We start from the raw sequence: 23729 nt of genomic DNA, 5'->3' as shown, positions 1-23729 counted from the left end.
TGCGCTTATGAGCGGAAATGGGCGTTGAGCTTGCGTCACAGCGCCGCTTTGTCCTTGGCGGCGCTGCAGGCCGCGGCGACGGCACGCATTTCGGCGAGACGCTTCGGAACTGCGTCGCCGCGAACGACCCGGACGCTCTGAGCGATCTCGACGCGGGGTGAGCCTATCCGATCTCGGAGCCTTCGGCGAAGCCCGTGCAATTGCGGGCGGTGATGCGCTGCATGAGGGAAAAAGGATGGGAGGCCGGACCCGTGACCCTCTACGGCTTCTGATCCGAGGAGCGACGCGGAAGCGGTCGGCCGCATTCGCTCATCCGCCGATATAGACCCGCTCATAGCGCCGCCCGAGCCGGGTCAAAATCTCATAGCCGATCGTCCCGCAGCGCTCCGCCAGTTCGTCGACGCCGATCGTTTCGCCCAGAAGCTCTGCGGTCTGGCCGCGATAGACCGCGCCCTCGGGAATGTCGGTCACATCCAGCATGACGAAATCCATCGACACGCGCCCGACGATCGGACAGCGCCGTCCGGCGACGATCGCCTCCGGGGCGGGGCGGCCGGGGCCGGCGACGGCCGCCGGAAATCCGTCGCCATAGCCGAGGCCGAGCGTCGCCAGCCGCGTCGGGCGCGCCGCCGTCCACATGCCGTCATAGCCGACGCTCTCGCCCGCCTCGATCCAGCGCGTCGCCAGAAGGGGCGCCTCGAGCCGCGTCACGCTGCGCATCGGATTGGGCGCGCCGGGCGTCGGATTGCCGCCATAGAGGGCGTAGCCGGGCCGCAGCAGATCGTAATGCGGCTGCTGGCTCAGGAAAATTCCCGAGGAATTGCAAAGCGACGCGGGCGTGCCGGGGAAGGCGCGCCGGGCCTCCTCGAAGGCGGCGATCTGCCGGGCGTTGCGCGGGTCTTCCGCCCATTGGGCGCAGACGAAATGGCTCATCGTCAGAGTGAGGTCGATATCCTGCGCCGCGACGGCCGCGGCCTCGGCGTCGCGTAGCGAAAGTCCCAATCGATTCATGCCGGTGTCGAACTGCAGCGCGGCCGGGAGACGGCGGCCGATGGAGCGGCCGAACGCCGCCCATTCGCGGATCTCCTCAAGCGAAGCCAGAACAGGCCGCAGCCGCGCGGCCGCGAGCGCGCGGGCGCCGCCGCTCGGCAGGCCTTCGAGCACATAGACGATGGCGCGCGGCGCAACGCCGCGAATGCGCTCGCCTTCTCCCGCCGTGGCGACGAAAAAGCTACGGCAGCCGGCGGCGGCCAGCGCCCGCACGGCGGGCTCGGCCCCCAGGCCATAGGCGTCGGCCTTGACCACGGCGGCGCATTCGCTCGCGCTCGCGCGTGCGGCGAGCTGCCGCCAATTGGCGACGAGCGCGGAAAGGTCGATGGTGAGAGCCGTCCCTGCGCGCGCCTCGGCGGGGGCGGTCTCGTTCACAGGCGCTCGGGCCGATCGATCGAATCTCATAAGACATTATTCTAGCGCCGGAGCATGGCGTTCGCATGGCCAATCGCATGCGCCATGCTCCGGCGTCATTAATTTTGCCGATCGTCGCGGCGATCGGTCAACGGCGGGTCGCGGTCACGCCCGGCTCGACGAGCTGCCGCGGGGCCGGGGCCGGCGTCCCGAGGCGGGCGGCCGGATCGGCGGACCGCGGGGCCGGGGTCCCGAGGCGGACGGCCGGATCGGGTCGCGGCGCGCCGAGCGAGATGCGGACGAGATCCGCGACGCTCTTGACCCGCATCTTGGTCATGATGTGGGAGCGGTGCGTCTCGACCGTGCGGGCGCTGATGCCGAGCTCATGGGCGATGACTTTGTTGAGCTTGCCCTCGACGAGGCCGGCGAGCACGTCGTTCTCACGGTTGGTGAGCGTCGCCAGCCGGCCGGGCGTGGTCCGCGCGCGCCCGCGATAGGCCCGGTGATCGACGCGGCGGGTCAGCGCCTGCTGCACAGAGGCGAGCAGCTTCGCCTCATTGACAGGCAGCTCGAGCAGATCGAACGCCCCTTCCTTCATCACCTGGATCGCGCCCCGAACATTGGCCTGCGCGGTGATGACGATGATCGGCAATTCGATCCGCCGCGCCTTGGCGTCTCTGAGCAATTCGATCCCGATCATCTCGGGCATGTCGACATAGATGATGACGCAGCCGCGGCTGTCGGTCTCGACGGCTTCGAAGAAGCGTCCCGCGTCGTCATGGAGGCGAAGGTGATAATCCGCCTTGTCCAGCGTGCTCGTCAAAGACGAGCGAATGATCGGATCGACGTTCAAGATATGGATGGTTTCACTGTAATTCATAGATCGCTCGCGAGATGAGTTGACGAAAAAGTCAATCGACGAGACCAGCAAACTCTCGCCGCCGACGAAATAGTCGGCGGTCCGACGTCACGACGAAAACGACGCTACTTTCGAGAACCGACGCGACAAGGACGCCTCCGACGCGGACCAACCTCGACGCTCACGCTACTCGACACGTTCGCAACCGGTGGAGAAAAAGCCGGCTCCGAACGACGATGCGCCGGCTGGTCCCGGGCAACGTCGGCGAATGCATGTTAACAGATCGTAACGCGCACGCCACGTTTTTCGACTCGAAACCTACGCATCGGCGCATCCGATTGCGCCCGGAGCCCCTACGCGTTACGTAAGTTATGCCTCCGATCGCCGCTCTTGCGAGAGGGCGGCCCGCGCCGCGAAGGCCGTCGCGGTAATTATCCGGGAAGGCTCGTGTCCGGGAAGGCTCGTGTCCGGAACGCTTGTTGCAGCGACGACGCGATTGAACTATCAGTCCAGCCGAGTCTCGAGCGGAGAGAAACATCATGGCCGACGCCGATCCCGTGAGCGAGAGCCTCGCCGCCGCGCGGCCGCTCTCCCCCCATCTTTCGATCTACAAGCCGATCTTCACCATGGTGATGTCGATCGCGCATCGCATCACCGGAGCGGCGCTCTATGTGGGCGCGCTTCTGCTGGCGCTCTATCTGCTGGGGCTCGCGCTCGGGCCGTCCGCCTTCGGCGCCGTGTCCTGGATCGCGGATTCTCTCATTGGCCGCGTCTTCGTGCTGCTGTTCAGCTGGGCGCTGTTTCATCATCTGCTCGGCGGCGTGCGTCACGCGATATGGGACCGCGGCCTCTATCTCGATCGCGAGGGCCGCGAGCTGCTCGCCAAGGCGAGTTTGGGCGGCGGATTGGCGTTGACCGCGCTGTTGTGGATCGCATCCTCGCTCTGGGGCTGATAGAGAGCCGGCGAGCAGAGCGTCATCGCGCTCACATGTTCGCACGCGAGTTTGCGATTGGGCGCGATGCGAGCGACGCCATCGAACAAGGTTAATGGAGAACGGATATGTCGACATCGACGTTCCAGAGCGGCCGCAGCGGCAAGGGAGACGCCTTCGTCTCCGACCGCTCGGGCTCGCTGCATGCGCTGGCCATGCGTCACAGCGCCAGAGCGCTCGCTCCGCTGGCGCTGATCGCGATCTGGCATATCGTCGGCCTGGTCGGCAAATCCTATGAGGCCGCGCGCGCCGAGATCGGCCGTCCGTTGCCGGCGATAGCGCTCATCGCCTTCATCGTCGTCGTCGCCTATCATGCGCGGCTCGGCGTGGAGAATATCATCGAAGATTACGTTCACGACAAATCGCTCAAAGCGACGGCGCTGCTCATCAACAAATGGCTGGCGATCGCGATCGCCGCGGTCTGGACGCTCGCCATCATGCTCATCGCCGCGCCGCGCTAAAAAGCGGTAAGGGCGCTCTTTCGACGAGGATTTGGAATGGCTGCGAACGGCAAGACGACGGTGAATATCGGGGGCAGGGCCTATCCGATCGTCGATCATACATTCGACGTCGTCGTCGTCGGCGCGGGCGGCGCGGGACTGCGCGCGGTCGTCGGCTGCGCCAAGGCGGGGCTCTCCGCCGCCTGCATCACCAAAGTGTTTCCGACGCGTTCGCATACGGTCGCGGCGCAGGGCGGCGTCGCCGCGGCGCTGGCCAATATGGGGCCGGACGATTGGAAATGGCATATGTACGACACCGTCAAGGGCTCCGACTGGCTCGGAGACCAGGACGCGATCGAATATCTCTGCCGCAACGCGCCCGAGGCTGTCTATGAGCTCGAGCATTGGGGCGTGCCCTTCTCGCGCACCGAGGACGGACGCATCTATCAGCGGCCCTTCGGCGGCATGACCACCGATTACGGCAAGGGCCCGCCGGCGCAGCGCACTTGCGCCGCCGCCGACCGCACCGGCCATGCGATGCTGCATACGCTCTACGGGCAGGCGCTGCGTCACGACACGCAATTTTTCGTCGAATATTTCGCCATCGATCTCATCGTCGATGCGGAGGGCGCCGTGCGCGGCGTCATCTGCTTGAAGCTCGACGATGGCACGATCCATCGTTTCCGCGCCGCGCTCACAGTGCTGGCGACGGGCGGCTATGGCCGCACTTATCTCTCCGCCACATCGGCGCATACTTGCACGGGCGACGGCGGCGGCATGGCGCTGCGCGCCGGCCTGCCGCTACAGGATATGGAATTCGTGCAATTCCATCCGACCGGCATTTATGGCGCGGGCTGCCTCATCACCGAGGGCGCGCGCGGCGAGGGCGGATATCTCACCAATAGCGAGGGCGAGCGCTTCATGGAGCGCTATGCGCCTTCGGTGAAGGATCTCGCGCCGCGCGACATGGTCTCGCGCGCGATGACGGTGGAGATTCGCGAAGGCCGCGGCGTCGGCAAATTGAAGGATCATATTCATCTGCATCTCGAGCATCTCGACCCGGCTATTTTGCACGAGCGCCTGCCGGGCATTTCCGAGAGCGCGAAGATTTTCGCCGGCGTCGATGTGACGCGCGAGCCCATTCCGGTGCTGCCGACCGTGCATTACAACATGGGCGGCATACCGACGAATTTTCACGGCGAGGCGCTGCGCCGCATCGGCGACAATCCCGATGTCGTCGTGCCGGGGCTGATGGCGATCGGCGAGGCGGCCTGCGTCTCCGTGCATGGCGCCAATCGCCTCGGCTCCAATTCGCTGGTCGATCTCGTCGTCTTCGGCCGTGCGGCGGGCCAGCGCGCCGCCGAGCTGGTGAAGCCCGGCCAGGCGCAGCCGGAGCTGCCCGCCGATTCCGCCGAGCTCGCTCTGTCGCGTCTCGATGCGCGGCGTTTCGCCTCCGGCGCGCTCGCGACCGCCGATCTGCGGCTCGAGATGCAGCGCGTGATGCAATCGCATTGCGCCGTCTATCGCGCCGGCGAGGTGCTGGAGGAAGGATCGCAGGCGATCCATGCGGTGTGGAAGAAGAGCGACGACGTCAAGGTTTCAGACCGCTCGCTGATCTGGAACTCCGATCTCGTCGAGACGCTGGAATATGACAATCTCATCGTGCAGGCGGTGGTGACGATGGATTCGGCGAAGAACCGCACCGAATCCCGCGGCGCTCACGCCCGCGAGGATTTCCCCAACCGCGACGACGCCGATTGGATGAAGCACACGCTCTCGACGATCGACGAGGCGGCCAAGAGCGTGGCGATCGACTATCGCCCGGTGCACAGCTACACGCTGTCCAATGAGGTGGCTTATATAGAGCCGAAGGCGCGGGTGTATTGAGGGGCGCCTAACGGAGCTGCGACATGGGTAAATTAGCGATCGACGATGACGTGCTCGACGAGGTCGCCGCGGCCGCGCGCGCGCGAGGCGTTTCGAGCGAAAGCTTTGCTCGGGAGCTGCTCTTGGAAGGGCTGCGCGGCCGAAAATCCAAGGAATCTCTTCGACAGCTGATGGAATCGATCGCATCGATGACGCCGCGTGACGTCGAGCAAACGGACTCGGTCGAGCTACTCCGAGAGGATCGCGACCGTTGATCGTCATCGATGCTTCCGTTGCGGTCAAATGGATTGTCCGCGAGGCGCATCATGAGCGCGCGCTCGATGTTCTCGACCAGGAATGGGAGCGGATCGCTCCCGATCTGATACTTCCGGAAGTGGCCAAGGTCCTCAGGAAAAAGCTGAAAAATAGAGAAATTTCTCAGGATCAGATGCCTATCGGACTGGAAAGCGTATCCGTGGCGATTCCGCGCCTTGTTCCATCGAGTGAATTGGCCAACGACGCGATGGCGCTTTCTCTGGAACTCGATCATACGGTCTATGATTGCTTTTATCTCGCCTGTGCATTGGGACGAGGCGTTCTCTTGTCGTCCGACCTGCGGTTCATTCGCAAATGCGTCGAAAGAGGATATGGCGAATCTGTTGCGATTCTCGATGAAGTGGATTTCAAACAGATCGGGGCGCGTATTTCCGTTTCTTCGGTGAAGCAGAACGCGTTCGAATCGATTGAACGACTATCGAAAAAAATTGCAGATACAATCGAAGCATTGATCAATGCCGCGCGGCCGTCCGGCGCTGCACGGATGAGCATAATCAGCCCGGAGACCGTCAAACCTATATTCAGTTCTCCCGCCTATCGGCGTCTCGCTAACGAACTCGAGCGGCTCGACGTCGACCAGTTGGCGGTCATCGTCGCTCCGGGATGGCTGGGCCGGGGTCATTCGGCGACCGAGTGGGTGAACTTGTATGAGAATGCGCGTCATATGACGGCTCGCGGGTTTGGCGCGCATCGCGCCTACTTCATGGCCCAAATGTCGAATGTCCCGGCCGGATTGACAAAGTTGAAGACATATCTTCAAGACGCGTCGTCTGCAGGCCGCAACGGAGCTTGAGGATCGATCATGGTCGAATTCGTCCTTCCCAAATCCTCCCGCCCTGTCGAGGGCAAGGTCTGGCCGAAGCCCGAGAGCGCGAGGCTCAAGGAGTTTCGCATCTATCGCTTCGATCCGGATGAGGCGTCCAATCCGCGTATAGACACTTATTTCGTCGATCTCGACGATTGCGGGCCCATGGTTCTCGACGCGATCATCTGGATCAAGAACAATATCGATCCGACGCTGACTTTCCGCCGCTCCTGCCGCGAGGGCATTTGCGGCTCCTGCGCCATGAACATAGACGGGCTCAACACGCTCGCCTGCACCAAGGGCATGGATGAGATCGAGGGGGCGATAAAGCTCTATCCGCTGCCGCATATGCCGGTGGTGAAGGACCTCGTCCCGGACCTCACCGATTTCTACGCCCAGCACGCGGCGATCGAGCCCTGGCTGCAGACGGTGACGCCGGAGCCTCAGAAGGAATGGCTGCAGGCGCCGGATGATCGCCGCAAGCTGGATGGGCTCTATGAATGCATTCTCTGCGCCTGCTGCTCCACCTCCTGCCCGAGCTATTGGTGGAATTCGGATCGGTTTCTGGGCCCGGCGGCGCTGCTGCAGGCCTATCGCTGGGTGGTGGACAGCCGCGACGAGGCGACGACCGAGCGCGTCGCCTATGTCGACGACGCTTTCCGCCTCTATCGCTGCCATACGATCCTGAACTGCTCCAACGCCTGTCCGAAGAGCCTGCTGCCGGGCACGGCCATCGCCGAGCTCAAAAATCTGGCGATCGCACAAACGACGGGCGAGTGACGACAGGCGAGAGAATCGGGGCCGGCGCCGCAATGGCGCCGGGTTTGTCTCACAATCTTCGCCGCAGATTCGCCGGAACTTGTCTTTTTTCCGGCGTGGGGGCATTTTGGAGCCCGATGCTCGAGGAGTAGCCGCCATGCGATTGCGCCCGCTTCTTCTGGTCGCCGCTGTTTTCGCCTTTTCATCCGCGCTTCCGCTCACCGCGGGAGCGGAGGATACGCTCGACCCGAGCCGGCTGGACCTGTCCGCCGCCGGAACCGCCAAGGCGAAACCGAAGAAAAACAAACAGCAGCAGGCCGCGGCCGGCCCGGCTGCAGCGCCCGGCAAGCCGCCGGCCAAGGCCGAGAACCGCCAATTCGGCGAGCTCGAGGGCTGGTCCCCGGGCAAGTCTCCGCCCAAGAAGGAAAAGAAGGACGACGAGACGCCGCGTTTCGGCGGCCGCGCGCCGGTGAGCATGGGCAATAACGGCAATATGGCGGTCGGAATGCCCTTCTGAGGTCGAGCCCCGGCGCAGAGCCGGGCTCGTTCACAAAGTAGAAGCGAAGCCGTCTCCGGGCCGCCTTCGGCCCGCGGGATTGCTTCGCGCGTTCGATTCTCCCGGCTCGACAAAAGGCGCGCCCGTCGGCATAAGCGGGCGAAAAAGGAGTTCAATCCATGGGTTACAAGGTCGCCGTCGCGGGCGCCACGGGCAATGTGGGTCGCGAAATGCTCGACATTCTGGCGGAGCGCCGCTTTCCGGTCTCGGAAGTCGTCGCCCTCGCCTCGTCGCGCTCCATCGGGACGGAAGTGTCCTTCGGCGACAAGATTCTCAAATGCCGCCATCTCGACACGTACGACTTCTCCGACACGGACATCTGCCTGATGTCGGCCGGCGGCGACGTCGCGCGCGAATGGGCGCCGCGCATCGGCGCGCAGGGCTGCATCGTCATCGATAACAGCTCCGCCTGGCGCATGGACCCGGATGTTCCGCTCGTCGTGCCGGAGGTCAACGCCGATGCGGCGGCCGGTTTCCGCAAGAAGAACATCATCGCCAATCCCAATTGCTCGACCGCGCAGCTCGTCGTGGCGCTGAAGCCCTTGCATGACGCCGCCAAGATCAAGCGCGTCGTCGTCTCGACCTATCAATCGGTCTCGGGCGCCGGCAAGGAGGGCATGGACGAGCTGTTCTCGCAGACGCGCTCCGTTTTCGTCTCCGATCCGATGGAATCGAAGAAATTCCCCAAGCGCATCGCCTTCAACCTCATTCCGCAGATCGACGTCTTCATGGAGGACGGCTTCACCAAGGAAGAGTGGAAGATGGTGGTGGAGACGAAGAAGATTCTGGACCCCAAGATCAAGCTCGTCGCGACCTGCGTGCGCGTGCCGGTGTTCATCGGCCATAGCGAGGCGATCAACATCGAGTTCGAGAATCCGCTCTCGCCGGACGAGGCGCGCGATATTCTGCGCGAGGCGCCGGGCGTGCTCGTCATCGACAAGCACGAGCCCGGCGGCTACATCACGCCGCATGAGGCGGCCGGCGAGGATGCGACCTTTGTCTCGCGCATTCGCGACGATCCGACCGTGGAGAACGGCCTGGTTCTGTGGTGCGTCTCCGACAATCTGCGCAAGGGCGCGGCGCTGAATGCGGTGCAGATCGCCGAAGTGCTGGCCAATCGCAAGCTCATCACGCCGAAGAAGAAGGCGGCGTGAACGCGCGGCTCTTGCGCGGGACGAGCGGGGCGGCGGCGTCTATCTTCAGCGCGACGGCGTTCGGCGCGAGCGCTCGCGTCGCCTCGTCGACGCTGCGAAAGAGCCGCCCTTCGCCGAGCGTCTTGGTCACGCCATAGCGCGCGAGCGCCTGATGCGCGCGCACGGATTCGAGCCGCGCGATCGCGAAATCCGCGCCCGCCGCGCGGCAATCCAGGATCGCATTGTTCAATATGCGCGCCGCCGTGTAATCGATCTCGACGATATTGCTCGCTTCGAGCACGACGAGCTTCGGCTTCTCGTCGCCCGTCTCGATCGCCTCGCGCAGATCGCGCTGGAAACCATAGGCGTTGAGGAAAGACAGCGGCGCCTGAAAGGCGGCGACCAGCACGCCCGCCAGCCTCTCGCCGCAAGGCTCGTCCCCGACGGTCGAGCAGGGCCACCAGATCGAGCTTCCCGGCGCGCGCGCGAAAGTGATGAGGCGCGAGCGCGTCGTCGTCCATACGCCATGCAGCAGCGACGCCAATATTGAGAGCGACACGCCGGTCTGCACCGGCAGCGCCACGACGGCGGCCATGGTCAGCGCGACCAGCGCGAACTCGCCGCGCGTCTTCGAATAAATATCGCGCATCACATGCAGGCGGAAAATGCGCGTGGCGATGAACAGCAGCACGCCGGCGAGCGCGGCGTTGGGCACATGCTCGAGCAGCGAGGCGCCGAATCGCAGCAACGCCACAATGACCAGCGCCGCGAAAATGGAGGAGAGCTGCGAGCGTCCTCCGGTCGAGGTGACGATGGCCGTGCGCGGCGGCGAGGCGTCGACGGCGAAGGCGCCGACGAGGCCGGCCAGCACACAGCCGGCGCCGACGCCGAGATAGTCGCGATCGACATCGGGCGCGCGCCCTTCCTCATTGGGAAAGGAGCGCGAGGTCGCCGCCGTCTGCACCATGATCACGACCGCGATGATGATGGCGAGGCTGACGATATGGGGAACGTCGGCGAGCGCGATCTCGGGGAAGCGCGGATGCGGAAATTCCGTCGAGACGGCGCCGAGCACGGCGACGCCGCGCGCCTCGAGATCGAAATAGCGCACGGCGAGAGCGGAGCCGGCGAGCGCGACCAGCGCTGCCGGCAGCTTGGGGCTGATCTTCTCGCCGATGACGATGGTCGCGAGCGAAGCGACGCCGATGGCGAAGGTGACGGGATTGGCGTCGCGCCAATGCTTCGCCATTTCGTCGACGCGATAGAATTCGCTGCCCTCGACGCTCGGCAGGCCGAGCAGCGCGGGAAGCTGCGAGATCAGAATGTGAATGGAAATGCCGGCGAGAAAGCCGGTCGTCACCGGAACCGAGAGGAGATCGGCGATCCAGCCGGCGCGCAGCAGAAAGCCGAGAATCAGAATGCCGCCGACGAGCAGAGCGAGGAAGGAGGCGAGCGCCATGAATTGCGGCGAGCCGCGCGTCGCCAGCAAAGCGAGAGCGCCGGCGAAGATCGGCGCGATGGTCGAATCCGCGCCCGAGGAGAGGAAACGGTTGGAGCCGAAGGCGGCGAAAGCGAGCGAGCCTGAAAGAAAGGCGAAGAAGCCGATCTGCGGCGGAAAGCCGGCGAGCCGCGCCGTGGCCATTTGCTCCGGTATGGCGATGGCGGCCAGCGTCAGCCCGGCCGCGAGGTCATAGCGCCAGAAAGCCTGAGGCAGGGACGCGAAGATCGGCCAGGAGCGTTGCTGCGGCATGAGGAGCGATCCCAAATCGGGCTGCTTCTCATCTAGGGCGCGGCGTTCAAAATGGAAGAGCGTGAGCGTCGCGACGAAGCGATCCCGACGGATCGCTTCGCGGCAATGATGTTCAAAACGCCCATTTCATGCCGGCATAGACCGCGCGGCCATAGCCCGGATAGAAGGCCGCCGGATTCGACGCCCGCGCGTCGATCACCGTCGTCACATCGCTGATGTAACGCCGATCGGCGAGATTGCGCGCGTCGACATAGAAGATCAGTCCGTACGGCAGCTTCATGCCGGCCTGCATGCCGATCAGCACATAGCCCGGAGTCTGCAGCGTGTGCATGTAATCGACATAGGAGCCTTCCGGAACCCAGTCGATCGACGGCGCGAGATAGAGCCCGTCCGGCCGGCTATAGGCGAGCGTCGTGCGCAGCACATGGCGCGGAATTCCAGCGAGCGGATTATTCCCGTAGTTCGCATCATTCACGAAGCGGAAGTCGCTCCAGGCCCACACTTGCGTGAGCTTCAAGAGATCGCCCGCGCCCGGCGCCGTGATGTCGCGCCAAAGATCGACGCTGCCGGCGAATTCGACGCCCTGATGCATGGTGCGCTTGGCGTTGAAGGTCGTTGCCGGAACGCCCGCGCCGGGGTCGGTGTTGAACTTCAACAGCTCGTCCTGAAGCTCGGTGTGATAATAGGTCACGTCCCAGGCGAAGCGGTCCCATTTGCCGCGCGAGCCGATCTCGCCGGTCCAGGCCTTTTGCGAAGCGAGCGGCGTGAAGGAGGCGCCGGGCGTCGGCGGGAAGAAGCCCTGTGTCAGATCGATGAAATCGGGAACGTCGCGGCTGCCGGTCATATCGGCGAAGAATTGAATGTCCGGCGTCGGCTGGAACATCAGGCCGACTTTGGGATCGATCCCGCGATAATTCTGCTCCCTGTGGTTGGCGAGCGGCTCATAGGGAATTCCGCCCAGCGCCGAATAGCGCCGATCGTCGCTGAAGATTTTCGCGCCGAACATCAGAGCGAGCTGTGGCGCGATATAGAAGCGATCCTCGAAATAGGCCTCGAGATTGAGCGCCGCCATGCGATTGTTGCGGATCTGCGCGCTCAGCCCCGGATTGATGAAGGTTCCGCAGAAGCCGAAGCAGGAGCCCGCGGCGCCGAATTGCGCGAGGCCGTTGAAGGAATAGGGCGGAAAGGAGAAGGCCGCATTGGCGAAATTGGCCGGTATCGCGCCATAGGGATTGAACTTCGCGCCATTGTAATTGGAATACCAATTGTCGGTGGAGCCGCCGCCCCACACGCGCCCGCCGACGGTCAGCTCGTTTTTATGGCCGGCGATCTCGAATTTCGTCGTCAGCTTGGGCGCGACGCCCCAGCTCTCGCCTTCCTGCTCGATGACGACGAAGATCGGATGATAGAGGTAATTGTGGATGAACCAGCTGTCGACGTCGATGCGGCCTATGCCCGTTTCGAATGTCGTCTTGTTGGAGATGCGCTGGTTGCGGACATTGCGCGCCTGATCGGCGCCGAAGCCATCCGCGCCGAAGCCGGCGATATAGGGCAGCGTCGCGAGCATCGGATTGCTGCGCGCATTATCGAGCGTCAGCGTGCCGGGCAATTGCTGATTTGTGTCATAGACGCCGAAGTAGAAGCGCGTCTCGATATTATTGGAGAAGCGATAGCCGAGATTGCCGTTGATCTGCACATAGTCGGATTGCGAATGGGTGCGGAACCCGTCCGAATGCGAGAAGGTTCCGTTGACGAGGAAATCGAAGTCGCCGATGACGCGTGAGACTTGCGCCTGGCCGCGGATGGAGCCGAAGCTGCCGCCGTCTATGGCGAGAATATTGGGCGCGAGCGCGGTATGCGCCGTGGGCGAGACGAAATTGATCGCTCCGCCTAACGTCGAGGAACCGAAGGCGAGCGCATTGCCGCCCTTATAGACTTCGATCGAGCGGAAATATTTGGGGTCGATCTCGTAGAAGTCGCCGCCGCCGTCGGCGTAGTTCATCGGTATGCCGTCCTGCAGCAGCTCGAAGCCGCGCAGATGGTAATCGCGCGTGAGATTGGAGCCGCGCATGGAGAGGCGCAGCTCTTGCCCATAGCGCGTGTCGACGAAGACGCCGGGCACGTCCTTCAGCGCGTCGCGCAGATCGGCGATATGGCGCGTCTGCAGTTCCGGCGAGGCGGCGTCGACGAAGGCGACCGAGCCGACAGTCTGCTCGATGCGGCGCTTTTGCTCCGCGACCGAGGGAGCGGTGAGCGAGCCCGTCTGCGGCGCCGCATTGGCGGAGCGCGTGTCGGCGCCGATGTCGATCGGCGGCAGCGCCGATTGCGCGAAGGCTGCGGGATCGGCGAGAAGAAGCGCGCCGGCGGCGACGCCGCGCGAAAGAAGGCTGCGATACATGGAATGTCTCCTGAGACGGCGTCGCGCTGTTCGAAGCGAAGTCGGAACGCGGCTTTCGCCGCATGGCGTTGCTGTCAGGAGAAGCGTGGCGGCGCGCGTGACGACCAGGATGTCGTCCAGCCGATCGACGCATGTCGCGGGCGATCTGCGGTCGCGCGGATCGGCGTCGCCTGCGCGTCGGCGTCGAGAGCTGTGACGATGAAGGAGCCGATGACGGCGACGCCGTCGCGCAGGCTCCATTCGCAGAGCAGGCAGCAATGCGAATGCGCGCCTTCGCCGTCGGGCGCTTGGCGATGGTCCTGCGTCGCGCAATCGGGCGCGGCGAGCGCGATTTCGGCTCGCGCGCTCGTCGCGAGGGCGAAAGGCGCTGCCGTGAACAGCAATTGCAGCAGCAACGGAAGAACGGCGAGGATCGTGGCGAGCGCGTGCGAGCGGCGCGCCGCTCCTCGGCTTGCTTCGATCACCCGTTTCGCCTGGTTCATTCGCCTCTCGCGCCGCGCGAACCGTCGCTCGGTTCCACTTTCGCTGTCTTGGTAACTGACCAATAATCGCGAGGCAAGCCGAAGCGGCCGCCTGCGGCTGCTCGTTACGGAGATTTCCGAGGGTTGTGACCTCGAGGACACAGTCAGGCGCGTCCGAGGCGCAGGCCCGGCGGCGAAGGATTCGATCGCCGCGGCGACGACATCCTGCCGATCGACGGCGACGAAATGGCGGGCCTCGCGCAAGAGCAGGACGGAGGCTTTCGGCGCTTTGGCGAGCAGGTTGGCGTAAAAGGCCGATATCTCTTCTTCGGCGCGGCCCGAGAGATAGGACTCGGTCGCCGCCAGAGCGAGCAAAGGCGCATCGAGCCGCGCGAGCTCGGGACGTAGATCGGCCGACAACATCTCGACGACATAAGCGGCGGGATCGCTGCGCGTCGCGCGTTCGGCGAAACCCTCGGCTCGCCGCGAATCGTTCATGCGCGCGGCGAGAAAGCCGCGCCCAAGCGCCGCAGGCGAGGCCTGGGATCAGCAGAAGAGGCTCGCCGGCGCCGCTCGCTCGACGGAGAGAACGCCGAATTGCGTCGCGGCGCCGGCGAGAGCGGGCGCGGCGGCGAGAAGGCTCGTTCCGGCGAGCAGCGCGCGTCGGCTGAGCGGGGTCATGGAATCGGGCGATGATGCGGGTCGAGCGGCGTATGGCCGCCGGCGCTGTCCACGGCGACCACGCCGTCGAAGCGCGACATGCGCTCGAGCAGGGCAGGGGAGAGCCGGCGCTCCGCCGTCGCCAGCGAAGCGGCCAGCGCCTCGGCGCGGGGCCGCGCGAGGCCGAGCTTTTCGAGCGCGGCGCTCTGCTTCAGCGCGTCGCCGGCGCAGAGCGAAATCTCCCATTTGCCGTCCTTGCGGCGCAGCAGCGCCCGGCCGCCCTGCTCACCCTGCGCCCAATCGGCGATGGCGATGTCGTCGTCGACGACGATCGGCTCGACGGCGAGCGGCGAGTCGGGACGGTCGAAGGCCCGCATGAGGAGATGCTTCACCGCCGTTTCATCCTCGCCGCCTCCCGCGACGGCGGCGCCGGCGCCGAGGAGAAGAAAAAAGAGCGCCGCGCTCGATCCGCTCCGCGAAAAAAATCTCATCTCGCTCCCCCATTCCGATCGTCAGAAGGTATTGGTAAGTTACCAATAGCGATTTGGCAAGCGCGCGACGAAAGGTCGAGCCCATGCGAAAGATGGCTCGGGCGCGGGGGCGCATTGCCCAAGCGAGCAGGTTTTTGGTAGGGAGCCGTGTCGCGCTCGGAAAGACATGAAGTGACGGCCGAAATCAGCGTCAGACAGCGGATATTGAACGCCGCGCTCGATATCGTCGAACAGGACGGCGTCGAGGCGCTGACCCAGCCGCGCGTCGCCAAGGCCGCGGGCGTGCGGCAGTCGCATCTCACTTATTATTTCCCGCGCAAGGCGGATCTCTTCGTCGCTCTGCTGCAGGCTTCCCATGATCGCGCCGAGCGCGAGCCGGCCGGCGCCGATGAGGAGGATTTGCTCGACACGCTGCGGAACCTGATGCTCGGCCGCGGGCGGATGCGCTTCTTTCTCGCCATTGTTCTGGGGGCGAGCGAGGAGGAGGAGCTGCGGCCAATCCTCGCCGCCCATGCGCAGGGGTTGACGCGCCGCGTCGCCGCCTATTTCGGGCGAGAGGCGGACGACCCTGCGGCGGCCGGCTTCGTCGATCGGCTGCGCGGCCTCGGCCTGCGGGCGCTGCTCGAGCCCGGCCTCGCCGAGATCGAGACGGCCGAATTGGAGCGGCTCGCCGCAGAATTCGGCCTCCGCCGCCCGAAGAATTGACGCGCTGCGTCAACGATGCCCGCGTCCGGCGCTTGACGAGCCGCGACTCAAAATGCTCAACGTGCGCGAGCGGCGTCCGCCGGCGCCAGCCCGACCAATCAGGAGAACGATATGACGACGGAGATCGTGATCGTTTCCGCGGCGCGCACTGCTGTGGGATCGTTCAACGGAGCTTTCGGCTCGACGCCCGCCCATGAATTGGGCGCGGTCGCTGTCAAGGCCGCTATCGAGCGCGCCAAATTGGAGGCCGCCGACGTCGACGAGGTGATCCTGGGTCAGGTCCTCGGCGCGGCGCAGGGACAGAATCCCGCGCGTCAGGCCGCCATCAAGGCGGGCGTGCCGCAGGACAAGACCGCTTTCGGCGTCAATCAGGTGTGCGGCTCCGGCCTGCGCGCCGTGGCGCTCGCCGCTCAGCAGATTCAGGCGGGCGACGCGAGCATCATCGTCGCCGGCGGCCAGGAGTCCATGTCGCTGTCGCAGCACTCGGCTCACATGCGCGCCGGCACCAAGATGGGCGATGTGAAGTTCGTCGACACGATGATCGTCGACGGCCTCACCGACGCCTTCAATAATTATCACATGGGCATCACGGCGGAGAATGTCGCGGCCAAGTGGCAGATCAGCCGCGCCGAGCAAGACGCTTTCGCCGTCGCCTCGCAGAACAAGGCCGAGGCGGCGCAGAAGGCCGGCAAGTTCAAGGACGAGATCGTTCCCTTCACCGTCTCCACCCGCAAGGGCGATGTGATCGTCGATCAGGACGAATACATCAAGCATGGCGTGACGCTCGAGAGCGTCGCCAAGCTGAAGCCGGCCTTCATCAAGGAGGGCACGGTGACGGCGGCCAACGCTTCCGGCCTCAATGACGGCGCGGCGGCGCTCGTCATCATGACGGCGGCGGAAGCGGCCAAGCGCGGCCTCACGCCGCTCGCCCGCATCGCCTCCTGGGCGACCGCCGGCGTCGATCCGACGATCATGGGCTCCGGCCCGATCCCGGCGTCGCGCAAGGCGCTGGAGAAGGCCGGCTGGAAAATCTCCGACCTCGATCTCATCGAGGCCAATGAGGCCTTTGCGGCGCAGGCTCTGGCCGTGAACAAGGACCTCGGCTGGGATCCCGCGATCGTCAACGTCAATGGCGGCGCCATCGCCATCGGCCATCCGATCGGCGCCTCGGGCGCGCGCGTGCTGACGACGCTGCTCTACGAGCTCGGCCGTCGCGGCGGCAAGCGCGGCCTCGCCACGCTCTGCATCGGCGGCGGCATGGGCATCGCTCTGACGATCGAGCGCTAAATATATAAATTGGACTGCGAGCCTCACAGGCTCGCGGTCCAATTCTTCGAAAATTCGATGAAGGAGGACGAGGTGGGCAGAACAGCGGTTGTGACGGGCGGCACGCGCGGCATCGGCGAGGCGATTTCCAAGGCGTTGAAGGCCGCCGGCTATAATGTCGCCGCGACCTACGCCGGCAATGACGAGGCGGCGAACAAGTTCAAGGCGGAGACCGGCATTCCGGTCTATAAGTTCGACGTGTCGGACTATGACGCCAGCGCCGCCGCCATCGCGCAGATCGAGAAAGATCTCGGCGGGGTCGAGATTCTCGTCAACAACGCCGGCATCACCAAGGATCGCCTGTTCCACAAGATGGAGCTGGCGCAATGGCGCGCGGTGATCGACACCAACCTCAACTCGCTGTTCAACGTCACCCGTCCGGTCATCAACGGCATGCGTGACCGCGGTTTCGGCCGCATCATCGTCATCTCGTCGATCAACGGCCAGAAGGGCCAGGCCGGCCAGACGAACTACTCCGCCTCCAAGGCCGGCGACATCGGCTTCGTCAAGGCGCTGGCGCAGGAGAGCGCCTCCAAGGGCGTCACCGTCAACGCCATCGCGCCCGGCTATATCGCCACGGAGATGGTGAAGGCCGTGCCGCAGGACGTGCTCGACAAGCACATCATCCCGTATATTGCGGTCGGCCGCCTCGGCGAGCCGGAGGAGATCGCGCGCGCCGTGGTGTTCCTCGCCTCGGACGACGCCGGCTTCATCACCGGCTCGACGCTGACGATCAATGGCGGCCAGTATCTGACCTGAGCGCTCTCCGCTCGAACGAGCTCGTTCGAGCGGTCGGAGTTCGCTTTAAAAAAAAACGGCCTAGCGTCTTTCCATATTTCATTGAAATACGGAAAGACTCTAGGCTTTTGTTTTGACGCGTTTCCAACGCCGAACCGGTGTCCACTTCGGCGGGAAACGCTGGAGAGGCCGTCTCACTCTCCGTCGGCCGGCTCCTCGAGCCGGTCGTCGGCGAGCGGCAGAGTGAAGCTCAGCCTGGCGCCGCCGCCGGGATTCTGCTCCGCCCACAATTGCCCGTAGTGGGCCTCCACGATCGCGCGAGAGACCGGCAGGCCGACGCCGAGTCCATGCGTCTTGGTCGTGATGAAGGGCTCGAACAGCACATTCACGACATCTTCCGACAGACCTGCGCCTGTGTCGACGATGTCGGTGCGGATCATGCCGCCCTCGACGAGACGGGTCGAGATGACGAGCTCGCGTTTTTCGGCGCCTTGCATCGCCTCTATGGCGTTGCGCTTCAGATTGACCAGCACCTGACGGATCTGAATGCGGTCGACGATCACACAATCGTCCGCCGCTTGGAGATCGAGCGTCGTCGTGACCTTGACATTGCTGCGCGCCATATCGGTGAAGGCGCAAGCGTCCTTGATGACGTCGTGCAGCCGCTGCAACGTCTTGTCGGGCTCGGCGCGGGTGACGAAGCCACGCAAATGGCTGATGATCTGCGCCGCGCGCGTCACCTGCCCGACGGCGCTGTCGAGGATCGCCTCTATGTCCGTCGGCCCTGGCGCGCCGCGGCGCAGCACGCGGCGCGCAGCGCTGAGATAGGTGGCGATGGCCGAAAGCGGCTGATTGATCTCATGGGCGACGCTCGCCGCCATCTGCGCCATCAGATCGAGACGGTCGGCGCGCAGCTTGCGCATCTGCGCCTCCGCCCGTCGACGGTCGGTGAGATCGCGCAGGAACAGCACGAACAGCCGATCCCCGTCCTCGGCGGCTTCGCTGATGGAGAGCTCCAGAGGAAAGACCGAGCCGTCCTTGCGGCGGCCGAGGCGTTCGGGATCGCATTCGGCGGTCGCCGTCTCGTCGGCGCGGAGCCGCTCGAAACGCGCGTCGCGGAGCGGCTCCGGGAACAAAAGGTCGATCGGCAGCCCGATCGCCTCCGCCGCTGCGTGGCCGAAGATCCGCGTCGCCGCGGAATTCAGGGCCTGAATGACGCCCTTTTCGTCGATGATGACGATTGCGTCGACCGCGCCTTCGACGATCGCGCGCAGGCGCGCCTCGCCGGCCCGGCGCTCCTGCTCGGCGCGTGACTTCTCGCTGAGATCGCTGATCATGACGGCGTAGCCGTAGAGATTGTCGGCGTCGTCGCGGAGCGCGGCGATCCGTTCCTCGGCGGGGAAGATCGAGCCGTCCCGGCGTCGGCGCGCGTCCTGGCGCTTGATGACGCCGCGCTCCGCGACGACGCCGGGCAGCGCTTCGTCTCGCGTGTCGGTGGGATGGAGGACCGACAGACGGCGGTTGAGAATCTCGTCTTGGCGCCAGCCGGTGACGCGCTCGGCCGCCTCGCTCCAGGCGACGATGCGTCCCTGCGGGTCCAACGAGAACACCGCCGAGGCCGGCGCGCCCTCGGCGAGCAGACGGAAATACTCCTCGCTCTGCCGCAGCGCCTTGCGCGCGCGTTCATAGCCGAGGCTCTTGATCGTCTCCCAGCGGCCGCCGCGGCGGATCAGCGCGAATTCATGGCGGGCGATCACCTCGACGATCTCGGCGGCGCCGATCAGCCGCAGTGAATAGGAGCAGAGCGTCAACATGCGGCGGGAGCCGTGCATGGCTCCGAGCCCGTTCTCATAGGCCATGAAGAGCGGCCAGTCCGAGGCGTCGAAGTCGAAGGCGTTGCCGCAGGCTCTCAACCCGTCGAAACCATCGCGCAGAGCGGCGTCATGGGCCGCGCGCAAATCCTCGACCAGTCGGTCGCTATCCACTTTTCCGGTACGAAGATACCAATCGTCGCTGGTCACGATATCGATACGGCCGCCAGCGAGATCGGCCTCGAGATCGAGAACCAGCGAGGACAGACGCGCCTTCGCAGCGGCCACCGTCAAAGGCGGTGAAACGATCCACAGGCAGCGCTCATTGGCGCCGAGTCCCGCCGCGAAATAGGGAGCGACAATGTCGAGAAGATCATCGACATCGTCAAAGAACTGGCAGAAATGCGTGCCCCACGGCAATTCTCCCGCGCCTTCTATGCCGGAAGGACGCGACAGCCGCTCGCTCCGCGACCGATGAGTCACGAATTCCGTCGCGGTCTCAGCCTGCATTTATTCATTCCAGTATGGACCGCCGCCGTCTCCGGTCTGCAGGGCGCGAGCCCGCTCGCCTTCGATCCGCCAATCGGATAGGACCAAATGCGAACATTGCCAAAATGGGACAATGCTTCGTCGTCACCTGTGCCGGATCAAGAACCGCGCCAGGAAAGCTCGTCCCGAAACGAAGCGGAGCGGCGCCGTCCTCAGTGGCCGGCGGCGCTGCGCGCGGCGACGACCTCATGCGCCTGGCGGCCGACCATCTCCGTGAGATGATCGAAGGACGCCGCGAAAAATCCGGCGCCCGAGGTGGCCGAGCGCAGCTCGACGATGAGATCGCCGATCTCGGCCTCGGGAATGAGCGCGTCGAGCTCGTCCCAGCCGTCCCAATCCGGGCGCGGCCCGAAGCCCAAAATCTGCCCGCGCCGGGCGGAAACTATGCCGGTGGCGCGGGAAACCGCCTCGCTGGGCGCGAAAATCGACACGGCGAGCATAGGCTCGAGCAGCACGGGCTCGGCCTTGCCCAGCGCCTCGGCCATGCCGATGCGCGCCGCCGTGCGGAACGCCATGTCGGAGGAATCGACGCTGTGATAGGAGCCGTCGACGAGGACGGCCTCCACATCGACGACCGGAAAGCCGAGCGGCCCGCGCGCCAGCGCGTCCCGGCAGCCGGATTCGACCGAGGAGAAGTATTGTTTTGGCACAGTCCCGCCGTGGACGCGCTCGGCGAAAGCGAAGCCTTCGCCGCGCTGGCGTGGCGCGATCTCGAGCACCACATCGCCGAATTGGCCATGGCCGCCCGACTGTTTCTTGTGGCGCCCGCGCACGGTGACCGGATGGCGGATCGTCTCCTTATAGCCGATAGCGGGAGCGTGAGTGGAGACAGTCACCCCATAGCGCGTGGCGAGGCGTTCCAAAGCGACGCGAATATGCATCTCGCCCTGGCCGAGCAGCTTCATCTCGCCGAGCGCCTGATCATGGACGAAGACGAGCGAGGGGTCTTCGTCGATGAGCTTGGCCAGAGCGGCGGCGAGACGCATCTCGTCCTTGCGGTCGCCGACCGAGAGCGCCAGCGCATAGACCGGGCGCGGCGCCGCGATCGCCGCCGGGGCGTCGGGCGCGCTGGCGCGCGCGTCCTGCAGCGCGTCGCCGGCGGCGACGCCGTCGAGCCGGCCGAAAGCGACGGTCTCGCCCGCTTCCGCTTTCGCCTGCCGCATCGTCGTGGCGCCGAGCAGCGACGACACGCCGCTGATTTTCTCTTCGGCGCCGGAGGAGCCCATGACCGACTGTCCGTCGGCGAAGGAGCCGCGCAGCACGCGCGCGAGCGAGAGCTTGCCGCCGTGCAGCGTATGGATCGAGCGGAACACATGCGCGAGGGCGGGCCCGGTCTCGGCGATTCCGAGCCGGGCCCGTGTCGCGGCGACGCTCGGCGCCTCGTGGCGCAGCGCCTTGAGCAGCCGCGTCACGCCGGCGCCGCGCTCCGCCGCGCCGATGAAGACCGGCGCGACATGGCCGAAGCGCAGCTCCTTGGCGAGATCGTCGAAAATCTGGTCGCGCGGCGGCTCTATATCGGTGAGCAGCTCCTCCATCAGCGCATCGTCGTAATCGGCGAGCCGCTCCAGCATGGAGTAGCGCGCCTCTTTCTCAGAGGGCGCTTCGCCGGCGGGCATGTCGACGACCTCCGAGGGCGCATGCTCGCGATAGACATAGGCGCGCTCCAGCGCGAGATCGATGAAGCCGACCGCAATGCCATTGTTCCAGAGCGGGATCTGCCGCAACAACAGCGGCGTGCGCGAGGCCGTCTGCAGCAGCGCGAGCGAGTCTCGCAGATTTCCCGCAGCGGCGTCGATCTTGTTCAGGAACAGAAAATGCGGAACGCGCGCCTCCTCCACCGCGCGCAGCGCGAGCTGCAGCGCCGGCAGCTTGCGCGGATCGGAGTCGGCGACGACGATCGCGGCGTCGGCGACGGAGAGGACGCGGCGCTGCTCATGCGCGAATTCGACGGAGCCGGGACAATCGACGAATGTGTAACGGTCGCCGAGATAATCGGCTCGGCCGATGTTGCATTCGACGCTCATCGCATGGGCGCGCGCTTCCGGCGAGGCGTCGCCGACGCTGGTGCCGTCGCGCACAAAGCCTTGCCGCTGCACGGCGCCGCAGCGCGCGAGGAGAGTTTCGAACAGGCTCGTCTTGCCGCTCTGAAAGGGGCCGACAAGCGCGATCAGTCGCGCGCCTTCGGCTCGCGCCGCGCCGGACGTTCTCGTTTCACTCATGTCCTGCTCCCGTTCCCGGCGCCGGCGAGTGGAAACCTGTCGGCTCCGTCGAGGATGATGCTCCCACCACATGGGTCGGCGCGCAAGCGGCGAAAAGCGCTGCGGCGCCGCATAGCGCGCCGAGCGCGAGCGAGAGCGCGTTCCGATCGAACGGTCTCGTTCGATCGATCAGAATGCGCTCCAGAGAGAGAAAGCCTAGAGCCTACCCGATCCACTCGGATCGGGTAGGCTCTAGGCGGGGCGTTGCGGGAGGACGCCGCTCCAGTCGATCCAGCGCCCATGAAAATCCGCGCGGCCCAGCGCAAAGCTCTCGCCGCCGGGCCAGAGCGTCAGCGTGAGCGCGGCGGAGCGCGTGTCGCCATCCGCCTCCATCTGCAGCCGGGCGAGCGGCGTCTCGCGCGTCGCTGCGGCGCCCGCGGCCTCGAGCGCCGCCATGGCGCTCTGCTTCGTCGCGAGCGGCAGATATTGCCAGACGACCGTGTGATAGACGAAGCGCGCGACGCCTGCCGCCGGCGGCGCCGAAAGACGCGCCGCGAGCCAATCGCCTGCGTCGGCGCGCTCGACGCGCTCGGGCCGCGCGGCGGCGAAAGCGAGCGCCTTCTCCATGCGGGCGAGACGCTCCATCTGATCGGGCCAGACATAGGCGAGCAGGCGCGCGCGATGCTCGGCTTCGCCCGGATCGAGCGGATCGACGTCGCAGCCGGCGCGAGAGATGATCCGCAATGCGGCGTCGAGCGCGGGCGGCGCGCCGCGCCAGTCGCAGGAGAGGCGAAGGGCGGCCGAAGGATCGCCGAAAGCGCCGATGCGAAGATCATAAGCGTAGCGATCGAAATAGAGATTGAGGCCGGCGCTGGCGCCGATCTCGAATGTCTCCAAAGGCAGGCCCGTCGCTGCTGCGACGATCAGCGCGCCGCCGAGAATGACGCTGGAGCGCCCCGCCTCATTGGTCTGCGGCGGACGATCGAGAAAGCCCGCGAGAAAATCGTCATGCGTTTCGATCGCGCGTTCGATCTCGCTCGCGAGCGTCGCTGCGTCGAACGCATGGGGCGGATAGGCGGCGGCGAGCCCGGGCGCTTCGCCCGATCGCGCGAGAAAATGCAGAGCGCCGGCCGCGCGCAGCGCCAGCGCATCCGCCTTGGCGCGCGCGCCCCAGGACGAAATCCGTCGACCGAAGGCGCTGTTCTCGTCGAGGCTCTGCGCGAGAGCCGCGCAGACGGCGGCGGTGAAGGGCGAGGCGAGGTCGCGGCAGGCCTTCGCCTGAAAAGCGAGCGCCTCGGAGATCTCGTCGGGCAGGTGCGGGGTGGAACGCGTCATCGCTCTCGGCCTCCTCTCGCATTCTTCGAATACGGCCGCATCGATGTTCGGCCTTGCGAAAATTCGACGGCAATAAATTCGTCGCCGCTGCAGTCTATTCTGCGATAGCTTTACTTAGACCGGATTCGGGTCGGAATCCGGTCTCGTATTTCATTCG

At 65.5% G+C, this 23729-nt stretch carries 21 protein-coding genes; 11 read left to right on the top strand and 10 right to left on the bottom strand.

What is annotated here, in order from left to right:
- Positions 1-309: 309 nt before the first annotated feature.
- Both alr and AC6IY7_RS01555 read right to left on the bottom strand, forming a co-directional pair.
- A complete protein-coding gene (alr, locus tag AC6IY7_RS01560) occupies positions 310-1455 on the bottom strand; it encodes an alanine racemase (protein ID WP_497781231.1) in 1146 nt (381 codons plus the stop codon).
- A gap of 97 nt (positions 1456-1552) precedes the next feature.
- The gene (locus AC6IY7_RS01555) at positions 1553-2284 is read right to left on the bottom strand and encodes a response regulator transcription factor (protein WP_497781230.1); all 732 of its coding nucleotides are present in this window, start codon (positions 2282-2284) and stop codon (positions 1553-1555) included.
- 518 nt (positions 2285-2802) lie between these two features.
- Between AC6IY7_RS01555 and sdhC the strand changes: the two genes are divergently transcribed.
- From sdhC to AC6IY7_RS01515, 8 genes are all read left to right on the top strand, one after another.
- Positions 2803-3216 carry a succinate dehydrogenase, cytochrome b556 subunit gene (sdhC, locus tag AC6IY7_RS01550; RefSeq protein ID WP_497781229.1) on the top strand — a complete coding sequence of 138 codons (414 nt, stop codon included), beginning with the start codon at positions 2803-2805 and terminating at the stop codon, positions 3214-3216.
- Between the two features lie 107 nt (positions 3217-3323).
- Positions 3324-3716, top strand: coding sequence for a succinate dehydrogenase, hydrophobic membrane anchor protein (gene sdhD / locus AC6IY7_RS01545; RefSeq protein WP_497781228.1), 393 nt, complete (start codon positions 3324-3326; stop codon positions 3714-3716).
- A 36-nt stretch (positions 3717-3752) separates the two neighbouring features.
- Positions 3753-5582 (top strand): succinate dehydrogenase flavoprotein subunit, encoded by a 1830-nt coding sequence (sdhA, locus tag AC6IY7_RS01540; RefSeq protein ID WP_497781226.1) that lies wholly within the window; start codon positions 3753-3755, stop codon positions 5580-5582.
- Between the two features lie 50 nt (positions 5583-5632).
- The gene (locus tag AC6IY7_RS01535) at positions 5633-5836 is read left to right on the top strand and encodes a FitA-like ribbon-helix-helix domain-containing protein (protein ID WP_497781225.1); all 204 of its coding nucleotides are present in this window, start codon (positions 5633-5635) and stop codon (positions 5834-5836) included.
- Complete coding sequence (locus AC6IY7_RS01530) at positions 5833-6690, top strand: type II toxin-antitoxin system VapC family toxin (protein WP_497781224.1); 858 nt, start codon at positions 5833-5835, stop codon at positions 6688-6690. Before AC6IY7_RS01535 ends, AC6IY7_RS01530 begins: the two co-directional genes overlap by 4 nt.
- Positions 6691-6699: 9 nt before the next feature.
- Positions 6700-7482: a succinate dehydrogenase iron-sulfur subunit gene (locus AC6IY7_RS01525; RefSeq protein WP_497781223.1), complete on the top strand. Its 783-nt coding sequence runs from the start codon at positions 6700-6702 to the stop codon at positions 7480-7482.
- Between the two features lie 136 nt (positions 7483-7618).
- On the top strand, positions 7619-7978 hold the full coding sequence (locus AC6IY7_RS01520) for a hypothetical protein (protein ID WP_497781222.1): 360 nt from the start codon (positions 7619-7621) through the stop codon (positions 7976-7978).
- Between the two features lie 158 nt (positions 7979-8136).
- Positions 8137-9171: an aspartate-semialdehyde dehydrogenase gene (locus tag AC6IY7_RS01515; protein ID WP_497781221.1), complete on the top strand. Its 1035-nt coding sequence runs from the start codon at positions 8137-8139 to the stop codon at positions 9169-9171.
- Here the strand turns inward: AC6IY7_RS01515 and AC6IY7_RS01510 are convergent.
- The 5 genes from AC6IY7_RS01510 to AC6IY7_RS01490 form a co-directional block, all read right to left on the bottom strand.
- Positions 9146-10900 (bottom strand): SulP family inorganic anion transporter, encoded by a 1755-nt coding sequence (locus tag AC6IY7_RS01510; protein ID WP_497781220.1) that lies wholly within the window; start codon positions 10898-10900, stop codon positions 9146-9148. The genes AC6IY7_RS01515 and AC6IY7_RS01510 overlap by 26 nt on opposite strands.
- 112 nt (positions 10901-11012) lie before the next feature.
- Positions 11013-13298 (bottom strand): TonB-dependent receptor family protein, encoded by a 2286-nt coding sequence (locus AC6IY7_RS01505; RefSeq protein ID WP_497781219.1) that lies wholly within the window; start codon positions 13296-13298, stop codon positions 11013-11015.
- A gap of 74 nt (positions 13299-13372) precedes the next feature.
- A complete protein-coding gene (locus AC6IY7_RS01500; RefSeq protein WP_497781218.1) occupies positions 13373-14257 on the bottom strand; it encodes a hypothetical protein in 885 nt (294 codons plus the stop codon).
- A gap of 48 nt (positions 14258-14305) precedes the next feature.
- Positions 14306-14440, bottom strand: a complete 135-nt coding sequence (locus AC6IY7_RS01495) for a hypothetical protein (protein WP_497781217.1) — start codon at positions 14438-14440, stop codon at positions 14306-14308.
- The gene (locus AC6IY7_RS01490) at positions 14437-14910 is read right to left on the bottom strand and encodes a copper uptake system-associated protein (RefSeq protein ID WP_497781216.1); all 474 of its coding nucleotides are present in this window, start codon (positions 14908-14910) and stop codon (positions 14437-14439) included. The genes AC6IY7_RS01495 and AC6IY7_RS01490 overlap by 4 nt, the downstream gene beginning before the upstream one ends.
- 171 nt (positions 14911-15081) lie before the next feature.
- Here AC6IY7_RS01490 and AC6IY7_RS01485 point away from each other — a divergent pair, with 171 nt between their 5' ends.
- From AC6IY7_RS01485 to phbB, 3 genes are all read left to right on the top strand, one after another.
- Entirely contained in the window at positions 15082-15615 is a 534-nt protein-coding gene (locus tag AC6IY7_RS01485; protein ID WP_497781215.1) for a TetR/AcrR family transcriptional regulator, read from the top strand.
- A gap of 111 nt (positions 15616-15726) precedes the next feature.
- The gene (locus AC6IY7_RS01480) at positions 15727-16902 is read left to right on the top strand and encodes an acetyl-CoA C-acetyltransferase (RefSeq protein ID WP_497781214.1); all 1176 of its coding nucleotides are present in this window, start codon (positions 15727-15729) and stop codon (positions 16900-16902) included.
- A gap of 72 nt (positions 16903-16974) precedes the next feature.
- Positions 16975-17700 (top strand): acetoacetyl-CoA reductase, encoded by a 726-nt coding sequence (gene phbB / locus AC6IY7_RS01475; RefSeq protein WP_497781213.1) that lies wholly within the window; start codon positions 16975-16977, stop codon positions 17698-17700.
- Positions 17701-17873: 173 nt separating this feature from the next.
- Here the strand turns inward: phbB and AC6IY7_RS01470 are convergent, their stop codons facing one another.
- The 3 genes from AC6IY7_RS01470 to AC6IY7_RS01460 form a co-directional block, all read right to left on the bottom strand.
- Positions 17874-20000: a PAS domain S-box protein gene (locus AC6IY7_RS01470; RefSeq protein WP_497781212.1), complete on the bottom strand. Its 2127-nt coding sequence runs from the start codon at positions 19998-20000 to the stop codon at positions 17874-17876.
- Between the two features lie 191 nt (positions 20001-20191).
- Positions 20192-22258, bottom strand: a complete 2067-nt coding sequence (locus AC6IY7_RS01465) for an elongation factor G (protein WP_497781211.1) — start codon at positions 22256-22258, stop codon at positions 20192-20194.
- A gap of 231 nt (positions 22259-22489) precedes the next feature.
- Complete coding sequence (locus AC6IY7_RS01460) at positions 22490-23572, bottom strand: DUF2332 domain-containing protein (protein WP_497781210.1); 1083 nt, start codon at positions 23570-23572, stop codon at positions 22490-22492.
- Between the last annotated feature and the right edge of the window lie 157 nt (positions 23573-23729).

The sequence above is a fragment of the Methylosinus sp. is20ea genome, assembly GCF_059718135.1.
This window is presented reverse-complemented; position numbering and strand designations above follow the sequence as displayed.